At 51.2% G+C, this 9,526-nt stretch carries 8 protein-coding genes; 6 read left to right on the forward strand and 2 right to left on the reverse strand.

Going from position 1 to position 9,526, the window contains the following annotated elements:
- From IQ235_RS10425 to IQ235_RS10435, 3 genes are all read left to right on the forward strand, one after another.
- Positions 1 to 509 (forward strand): metallophosphoesterase family protein (locus IQ235_RS10425; protein WP_264321406.1); only part of this gene is annotated, 509 nt, incomplete at its 5' end.
- A 303-nt stretch (positions 510 to 812) separates the two neighbouring features.
- Complete coding sequence (locus IQ235_RS10430; protein WP_264321407.1) at positions 813 to 2,738, forward strand: ABC transporter ATP-binding protein; 1,926 nt, start codon at positions 813 to 815, stop codon at positions 2,736 to 2,738.
- Between the two features lie 277 nt (positions 2,739 to 3,015).
- Positions 3,016 to 4,722, forward strand: a complete 1,707-nt coding sequence (locus IQ235_RS10435) for a BamA/TamA family outer membrane protein (RefSeq protein ID WP_264321408.1) — start codon at positions 3,016 to 3,018, stop codon at positions 4,720 to 4,722.
- A gap of 152 nt (positions 4,723 to 4,874) precedes the next feature.
- On the opposite strand, the gene IQ235_RS10440 is transcribed toward IQ235_RS10435, so the two are convergent.
- Positions 4,875 to 5,222 (reverse strand): hypothetical protein, encoded by a 348-nt coding sequence (locus IQ235_RS10440; protein ID WP_264321409.1) that lies wholly within the window; start codon positions 5,220 to 5,222, stop codon positions 4,875 to 4,877.
- 134 nt (positions 5,223 to 5,356) lie between these two features.
- Positions 5,357 to 6,103, reverse strand: coding sequence for a phycocyanobilin:ferredoxin oxidoreductase (locus IQ235_RS10445; protein ID WP_264321410.1), 747 nt, complete (start codon positions 6,101 to 6,103; stop codon positions 5,357 to 5,359).
- Between the two features lie 293 nt (positions 6,104 to 6,396).
- On the opposite strand from IQ235_RS10445, the gene IQ235_RS10450 reads away from it, so the two are divergent.
- From IQ235_RS10450 to IQ235_RS10460, 3 genes are all read left to right on the forward strand, one after another.
- Positions 6,397 to 7,335 carry a glycosyltransferase family 2 protein gene (locus IQ235_RS10450; protein ID WP_264321411.1) on the forward strand — a complete coding sequence of 313 codons (939 nt, stop codon included), beginning with the start codon at positions 6,397 to 6,399 and terminating at the stop codon, positions 7,333 to 7,335.
- Between the two features lie 117 nt (positions 7,336 to 7,452).
- The gene (locus tag IQ235_RS10455) at positions 7,453 to 8,397 is read left to right on the forward strand and encodes a glycosyltransferase family 2 protein (RefSeq protein WP_264321412.1); all 945 of its coding nucleotides are present in this window, start codon (positions 7,453 to 7,455) and stop codon (positions 8,395 to 8,397) included.
- Positions 8,398 to 8,891: 494 nt separating this feature from the next.
- Positions 8,892 to 9,116 carry a hypothetical protein gene (locus IQ235_RS10460; RefSeq protein WP_264321413.1) on the forward strand — a complete coding sequence of 75 codons (225 nt, stop codon included), beginning with the start codon at positions 8,892 to 8,894 and terminating at the stop codon, positions 9,114 to 9,116.
- The last annotated feature ends 410 nt before the right edge of the window (positions 9,117 to 9,526 follow it).

Genomic DNA, 9,526 nt, shown 5'->3' on the forward strand with positions numbered 1-9,526 from the left:
GTTGCAGCGACATCAACTGTATTTCCGATACCGAAACCGTCTTGCGATCGCTCTCGAGTGCCGATGCCGATATCCGCATTCTCGCCCTCCATAGCTGGGATGAAGCAACCCAGCAGGAGTTAGTCAACGTCGGCACGCGGTTTATTCGCGACTTCGACGGCGATATCGTCTTCGGACACGGCCCGCACAAATGGGAACCCGTGCGCCTGATGCGATCGAACAGTGGTAAACAGGGGGTTCTATTTGAAAGCTTGGGAGATTTCATTCATCCTCACCTCGGCGGCGGTCCCGACAATTTTATCGGGCGGGTTTTATTTGACCTAGAAACCCTCGAAGTGCGCCAAGTACAAGCCATTCCAATTTTTGTCGATGGGGCGATCGTCAGTTTTTCCGGGGCAGCAAACCCCTTGCAGCTAGAGAGTTCCGAGAGCTGGCAGACCATCGACGACCCCGCTTGGTGGGGACAAGTCAGCCGCAGCGCGCGGGGCGCTTATTTTAACGTCCCCTAACCAAATCGGGCAAAATTTTGGGGAGCGGTTCGAGACAATACAATTCAACCGACCGGTCTGTCGATATTGACTTGATGGGTCAGGGGATGGCATCAAGAAATCGAAAGAAAGTCCCCGGCAAATCGTAAAAAATTGAGAGGATCGAAACACTCAAGCGGGATATTCTTGATTTACACCTCCCCCAGTGCGATCGTCTAAAGATTTTAGTCCCAAAAGCGGGACGAGCGCACTACTCATCAAACCCTGGCTGAGTGACCCGTGAAGGGAGCTGTTAAAATCCATTTAATCTTTGGCAACCGATTCATGAGTGATACCGTTCTAGACGTTCGCAACCTTCAAGTCCAATTCCAGACTAACGATAATATCGTTCGAGCCGTTGACGGTATCGATTTTAAGGTCACACGGGGGCAAACCCTCGGAATCGTGGGTGAATCGGGTTCGGGAAAGTCCGTCACCTCCTTGGCAATCATGAACCTGGTTCCCACGCCACCGGGGAAAATAACAAACGGAGAAATTTGGTTTCGAGACGCGGCAACGGACGATCGCCCCATCGAACCGGTGGACTTGTTGCAACTACCTCCCTCCCAAATGCGAAACTATCGAGGGGGAAGGATTGCCATGATTTTTCAAGAACCGATGAGTTCCCTCAACCCGGTTTATACCATTGGGTTTCAGTTAACCGAAGCGATCCGGCTGCACCGAGATATTTCTGCTGCTGAGGCGCGAAAACAGGCCGTCTCTAGCTTGCAAGAAGTTCAACTCCTCCCAGACGACGACAAACTCCGAGAACAAGCAATCGTTCAATTACGATCGCCCGGATCGGATGCGGCATCTATCCAGGGGAAGGACATCACCCGGCAAATCGATCGCATCAAACAAGAAATACTCGATCGCTACCCCCACCAACTCTCTGGAGGACAAATCCAGCGGGTGATGATTGCCATGGCGATTTCGTGCGATCCGACCCTCCTCATTGCTGACGAACCCACGACCGCATTAGATGTCACCGTCCAGTCAACCATTTTGAATTTGATGCGCCAGTTGCGCGATCGTCGCGGAATGTCGATGATTTTTATTACCCACGATTTAGGGGTGATTGCAGAAATTGCCGATACGGTAGCGGTGATGTACCGAGGTGAAATCGTCGAAACCGGAACGGTACGGGATATCTTCCTCGCTCCCCAACATCCCTATACCCGAGGGCTGCTTGCCTGCCGTCCTACCCCGGACAAGCGATTGCGATATTTGCCGACGATCGCCGATTTTATGGAAGTTGCCCAGGGCGACGATCTTGCCGAGGGAAACGGCAATCAAAGACGCACGGAAACAGTCAATCCTCGATCGCCCCAGTCGCTTTCCTCCATGGAAGTCGAAGAAATGAGCGAAATCGAAATCGCCACTCGATTTGCCCGATTGCGCCAACAACAACCCTTACTGGTGGTCGAGAATCTGCAAGTGGGCTTTCCCATCCGAGGTGCGTTCGGACGAACCCAACGTTACGCCATGGCTGTCAATGGCGTATCTTTTGAAGTGTATCCCGGAGAAACCCTGGGATTGGTGGGGGAATCCGGCTGTGGGAAAACAACCCTCTCTCGAACGCTGATGCGCCTGATCGAACCCATGGGAGGTCGAGCGATGTTTGACGGTGCGGATATCCTTGAAATTCAAGGGAAACCGTTGCGCCAACTGCGGCGAGATATCCAGATTATTTTTCAAGACCCCTTCAGTTCTCTCAACCCCCGCATTCCCATCGGCGAGGCGGTGACCGAACCGTTAAAAATCCACGGTCGCAACCAAAGCCGCAAGCAAAATAGAGAGCGAGTGCGGTATCTTTTAGACCGGGTCGGTTTGAATCCCAACTGGATCGAGCGCTATCCTCACGAGTTTTCTGGCGGTCAGCGACAGCGAATTTGCATCGCCCGATCCCTCGCTCTCAACCCTCGATTTATCATTTGCGATGAGTCGGTGTCAGCTCTGGATGTATCGGTGCAAGCACAAGTCCTCAACCTGCTCAAAGAATTGCAAGCAGAATTTGGTTTAACCTATATTTTCATTTCTCACGATCTGAGTGTGGTCAAATTTATGAGCGACCGGATTATGGTGATGAACCGAGGCAAAGTCGAAGAAATCGGCCCGGCAGAAATGATCTATCACAGTCCCCAGCAAGAATATACCCGCAAACTCATCGCCTCGATTCCCACCGGCAACCTCGAGCGAATTGGGCGGTAAGCACTGCTCCGGTCGAACGACCGCTCGATACTCAAAAATTAACGTAACGATCGCTGGTATTGTTAGGGGGTAAAGCGCGATCGGCACTGGGCTTCTCTACCCGCAGATCGAGGATGACGAGTGTGTGGTGAATATCGTCAGACACTCCCCGACGTTCTATTTCGTTGCGTCTTCCGATGAGTAGCAAGCGTGCGATCGACCGTTTAAATCACATCAATCCCCCAAAATCATTGGGGAACTAAACGACGATAAAAAACGAGCGTAGAAGGGCGATCGCATGAAACTAAAGTACGCAAAGCATTCCAAAATTTCTCTAGCACTGGCTGTGGGAGCCTCATCCATCGGCATCGCGGTAACTCCGAGCTGGGCGGAGACCTTACCTAAATCCGCACGAACAACCACCGCATCCCTGGGAAAAATCTCGAAATCCCCAACGGCGATCTCTAGCATCGGGCAAGTCTCGAAATCCGCAACAGGATCGAACGAATCCTTCCGAGTGACCCAAACGACCCTAGAAACTGCCGAATCATCTCAAAACAGAGCATCCCAAACGTCAGCGGAGTCCTCGGAAACCGCTCTCCCCACCGTCCCCTCAGCATCGCCCAATTCCGACGAGATGGAGGTTCGCGAACCTGGTGCCATCGATCCTCAGTTGCAGCAGCTTCAGCGTCAAGGACTATCGACTCAACAATTCGCCATCGACTATCGACCCCAAGAGCCTCTCCTCAGCGCTCGGGAAATTCAATTTAAGACCGAACCGGTCGATCGAACTCAGCTCCCTCAAACAGAACTTACCGATTTTACGACCGTACAGGTCGGTCAGTTGACCGATGCCGTCAGGGGACCTTTTAGAATTGAAGATCCGGTTCTATTCACCCCCACCGACCTCGAAGAGCGGGAAACCGGTTTTTTCTTCAGCATCTTTCCCAACTCCAATCGCGCTAAAGGCGCTTACGGAGTCGCCACCCTCGGTGCAACCGGGTCTGGCGGCAATATTTTAGAACTCGAAATCGAAGGGGGACAGCAAACTGCCGGACTGGACTTAAGCTACACTCAAGCCGCCATCGTCACAGAAAATGACAGCAGTATCGGCTATCGCATCAGTGCCTTTACCGCTCGCTCTCCCAACGATAACTTTTTAGCTGGCGGTACGACAGTCTTTCTGCCGATGGGTTTCCGGCACGTTCCCTGGGTGAATCGCACCGGCGGCGAAGTCAGCTTGTTCGTACCGTCGTCGAAGAACTTCGTATTCATTCCCCGCGTTCGCTACCAAAACGTTCAAATTAGCCGAGGTGCGTTTAACGACGAGGATATCCCCCGAGACGAGCGCGGCAATCGACTCAGCTTTGCCGATGATGGCACCGACGATCTGCTCAGCGTTGGATTAGCGGCTCAGTACGTCGATGTGACGCGCGATCGACTCGCGGATGTGGCCGTTGAAGGCACCAAATTTCAACTGGGAACGGAACAGTTTATTCCCATTGGAGATGCCGATGTGACGGCAAACCGTTTGAGTGGGGGACTCGTTCAATATTTTCCCACCCATCTATTCGGTTTTGCTGAAGGACCGAGCGTGTTCGTTATGGGTTTGGCAGCCGGAACCTTTATTGGAGACTTGCCCCCCTATGAAGCGTTTAGCTTGGGCGGCTCGTCTTCCGTGCGCGGCTATGGAGATGGCGGACTCGGTTCGGGACGTAGTTTTGTCAGTGCGACCCTCGAATATCGTTTCCCGATTGCCAATTTCCGAGGCGATACGATCCAAAATCTACGAGGGGCACTTTTTGTCGACTATGGTTCGGCATTGGGTTCCCAGGGGAACGTGACCGGTCAGCCAGGGGAAGAGCGAGACAAACCAGGGAATGGAGCGGGTTTTGGCATTGGTCTGGGTGCAAAAGTCGATTTTCTGAACTACGTGTGGGTTGATTTTGCCCTGAATGATGAAGGTCGTACGGCCTTCTCGCTTAACGTCGGCGAGCGCTTCTAACAAGATCCAATTGAAGGTGGGGGAGATCGAGCGTTGTCTGGATTATCCCCTTTTTTCCATAGACTCAGGCTCCGTCTCGATCGGGTTCCCAAAACTTCTATCCTATTCCCAGGTCTCAAAGTGTGGGGTCAAGTGCCTGACGTACGGAAGGGCTAGCCCGCAATATTTTCAAGCAACTGCCAGCGATCGCTATTGGAGATCGCTTGTTTGACCGTTTCAAACATCACCGCACAGTGATTATCCTTTTGCAGGGGTAACTCTTCATTCTTGACCACGAACCTCATTCGCACTTCTTCGATGGATTCAATGGGTCGATCGATCAAAACTTCCACCGAAACAAGCTTGGCAAATGTGACTCGACCGGGGACTTCACGAGCCATCATGTAGTCCTCAGTTTCGTAAATTATATCGAGATTACACGATTCCAACACTTCGGCGAGTTGATTTCGCAGTTTTGGCAGGGACGTAGCTATCGTAAACAAACCTGTGTAGCGAGCCATCGGTAACTCCAGGGCGCGACATCAAGATCCATCCTATCGGATCGAACCGGGAGTTGCTGAAATTTGGATTACACTTCACGAGAAACTCAAGAAATCGCTCAGTTCGCGCTCGAATCGAGCGCTCCGGCGAACTGTTACATTTCGGGCATATCGAATAAAACCGTCGTCATATATCGTTCGGCCCACTGTTTTCCAAAAGCTTTTTCCAAAACCCGACGCGTTTTATCATTTTTTTGCTGCTTGCGACAGTAATACTGCTGGCCGGCAATAATTTGGGCTTGTCGTTCGTCACTAACAGGCTTTGTCGAGAGCGCTTGTTGGCAGTGAATTTCGAGATATTGCTTCACCCGTGCCAGAAACCGATCTTCTTCAGCGCCGACCTCCGGTCGCACGAACACGCAAAAGTCAGAAAAAATATCTCCCCAGGGGGGTAAGGTTCGAGGTTGGGTGAAGTCGGGTTCTGGGAGCGCACCCAGGACGTTTTGGTACTCCCGAGACAGAGTTCGTCCGTCTGCCACCGGAGACAAATCCACCACCGCCGCACTGATTTGCCCCCGTCCGCCCACCAAGTCCGTGCCGAACATCGGTAAAGGATAGTTCGATCTGGGGAACATCACGCAATGTAAGATATCGAGAGAGTTCCCGATTTTTGCGAGTTCCAGGTGCATTTTCCGAAACTGGGAAGACTGATAGACTTGATTTTCGATCGTCAACTTTTCGCCTTCCAATCGTCCCTCAACGTACCCTAAATCATCTGGAAGCTCGTAAGGGGATAAATCGAGATAGCGAAGCCAAATTTCCTCAATACAGTTCGCTAACTGGCGAATTAAAGGATGTTGTTTCTCCCGAAGAGATGGTATGGGGGTTTCGGCAAGTGACATAGATAATTTGGGGGAAAACTGTCGGGGTAGCAGGATAACGGACAGCTTGACGGTACTTTCTTCACTTTAATCCAAATCGCGATCGAAGATCGCCCGAACCTCACTCCCGATCGCCCCATATCGCTCCCTCGTTCCGACATCGTCAATCGTATTTACGTCCAAACCGACAGCCAGTACGTCGAATATTTCATTGCTGTGAGTCTCGATAAATTATTGGGGATTCGTTCTAATCGTGTTAAGAAAGGAGTAGGAGCAGACTTCTAATCTCCACTTCCCAATTTTTCGATCGAGCTATGTCAGATCCCAAGATATCGGCAATTATTTGTACGCACAATCGGGATGCATATTTAGGCGCAGCTATCGATAGCTTACTCGCCCAAGACTTCGACGATTTTGAAGTTGTCGTCGTCGATAACGCATCGACCGATCGCACTCGAAGGGTTGTAGAAGAACGCTCTCCCCATCCTCGACTGCGGTACGTTTGGGAACCGAATGTGGGCCTTTCTATTGCTCGCAATACCGGCGCGACCGAAACGATTTCCCCCATCATTGCCTACCTAGATGATGATGCCGTTGCCAGTCCTACTTGGCTGAGCACGATCGATCGAGCCTACCAAAATTGCGAACGACTTGCGGTCGCCGGTGGCAAAGTCACCCTGCTGTGGCCCGAGGGCATTCGACCTCCCGAATGGCTGTCTCGAGGATTGGCCGGAAATTTAGGTGCCTACGACTTGGGGGACAAACTCGTGGATATCCAAGCCCCCGGTTTGACTCCCAGAGGTTTGAACTACTCCATCCGGCGTACTTTCCTCGAAGAAATTGGTGGCTTCGACACTAACCTCGGTCGCGTCGGTAAGCGATTGCTCTCCAACGAAGAACTGTTTGTCACCGAAAAAGCCTTAGAACTCGGTTGGCAAGTCGCCTACCTTCCCGACGCGCAAGTCGCTCACAATGTCTCGCCCGAACGCCTGCACCGATCTTGGTTTCTGCAACGGGGTTGGTGGCAAGGTATTAGCGAGTGCTATCGAGAACAACTGACCGGCCAAGCCGGTTGGCAACAGTTGCCACGGGGAGGAGAACGCATGATTCGAGGACTGTACAACGGTTTCAAATACATCACCGATCCCGCATTGCGGTTTGATAATTTAGTATACGCCTACGGTCAAATTGGCTATCTGGGCGCTGCCATCGGGGGGATGCTATCAACATCCCGATCGACGAAACCGTCTTAACTTCGTTGGCGTTTCACGGATTTGAGTTGCCCAGACGCTCGTGCATCTTGATTTCGATCCTTTGAAACGACGAACGCGCCAAAGCGTAAATTGCGAACTCTAATTCTGCCTAGTGTTATGACTTCCACCTCTGATAAAGTTTCTGTTTCCGTTCTCATTCCTGCTAAAAACGAGGAAGCGAATCTGACCGCCTGTTTAACCAGCGTGGCGAGAGCAGATGAAGTATTCGTGGTCGATTCTCAAAGTGAAGATCGCACTTGCGAAATTGCCCAAAGTTACGGGGCAAAGGTCGTGCAGTTTCACTTTAACGGGTCTTGGCCCAAAAAGAAAAACTGGTCGCTGGAAAATTTACCATTTCGGAATGAATGGGTTTTAATTGTTGATTGCGACGAACGCATTACCCCCGAACTCTGGGATGAAATAGCCAGTGCGATCGCCAACTCCGAGTTTGACGGGTATTACCTCAACCGCCGGGTCTTTTTCCTCGGCACTTGGATTCGCCACGGCGGCAAGTATCCGGACTGGAACCTGCGCTTGTTCAAACATGCCAAAGGTCGATACGAAAACCTCAGCACCGAAGCCGTACCCAATACTGGTGACAATGAAGTTCACGAGCACGTCATTTTACCGACAGCAGCGGGCTATCTGAAAAATGATATGCTCCACGAAGACTTCCGAGATATCTATCATTGGTTAGCGCGGCACAACCGCTACTCGAATTGGGAAGCGCGGGTTTATTACAATCTGCTGACGGGTCGAGGGGAGAACGGTACCATTGGGGCGAACTTGTTTGGAGATGCGGTACAACGCAAGCGCTTCTTGAAAACCATGTGGGTTCGGTTGCCCTTTAAGCCGTTATTGCGGTTTATTTTGTTCTACTTCATCCAACTTGGCTTTTTGGATGGTCGAGCGGGTTATATGTATGCTCGTTTATTGAGTCAGTACGAGTATCAAATTGGGGCGAAGCTATACGAATTACGCAACTGCGGCGGTCAACTCAATGTCACGCCTAACAAGCCGACAAGACCCCCAGCGATCCCCCAACTCGAATCTTCCCGGTAGTTATCCTTCAGGGGAGACGGGGAGCGGGAGACACGGTGAGAGGGAAGGGCGTTTTGAGTAACCCATTGTCCATTGGTGAAAGGTTAACCTGGATTATTCACAACGCCGAGCGTAAATGCCTGAAACCCTTAACAGTCCTTGAATTCGGCAATTGTCGATCGATTACAAACTGTGATGAAGACAAAACTCACCGATCGACTGATACTGAAGGCTTTCGGCTGTTTGGAGAAGGGCCTCATGAATAATGCAGGCTAAGTTTTGTTTTTTGGCAACGCACCCTCGTATCGCTATGGTTAGCAGTTTTAGGGCACTGATGTTGGTGAGTTGAGGTCTTGCTCGTGTGAGATCGGACTGCCCTAATTGTCGTGGCGACTGCTATACCTGCTATACATTGAGGCTTTTTCCTCGATCGAAGATCTTCCGAATGCCATCGTGCGCCATCACTTATTACTTAAAGATTTGAGTCACTTATCTAAAGAATACGGATAAAAAAAATGACGAATTGCCCTTGCTGCTCCCATCGAATGCTTCGCCATATTCGAGACCGAAAAGTTTACTGGTTTTGCTGTCATTGCTGGCAAGAAATGCCCGATTTGAGTGAGTTGAAAGACTGTGAATTGGCTCTCGATCGAAACGATCTTGCCTTCGAGCGGCTGCAATTAGATATCGCTAAGATAGCGGGATCGAGAGGAAAACCGAGCGAGATTTCCCAGCAGTGAGTTTCTCCGAGAAACCCAAAACGACCGGTTGGCATATCCCATTGCCTGTCAAGCGACAAAATCAGCCGCTTCGGCTTGGCTTTAACTCAAAATGATGCTCCGGACGCGGGGATGGGGCACTTCGACAAGCTCAGTGACCGCACAACGACCGGCGATCGCGATCGAGGGGGACAAGGGAGAATCACAGATTTTTCATTGTCAATTGTCCATGTTCTGCCCTATTCCCTATTCCCTATTCCCCATTGGTGAAAGGTTAAGGAAATTGCTCGTTTGTCAAGGGTGTGCTCGCCACGATGGGATGGTGAATCGAAAGACGAGTCTAGGAGGGAAGGATGGCCCACTCAAGGGCGTAGTATCCGCGACCATGCTAGAGAAAGACATCAGCCTCATGTGGAAGTCTCCGAAATCGC

Source organism: Zarconia navalis LEGE 11467, from assembly GCF_015207075.1.
Classification (GTDB): Bacteria; Cyanobacteriota; Cyanobacteriia; order Cyanobacteriales; family Geitlerinemataceae; genus Zarconia; species Zarconia navalis.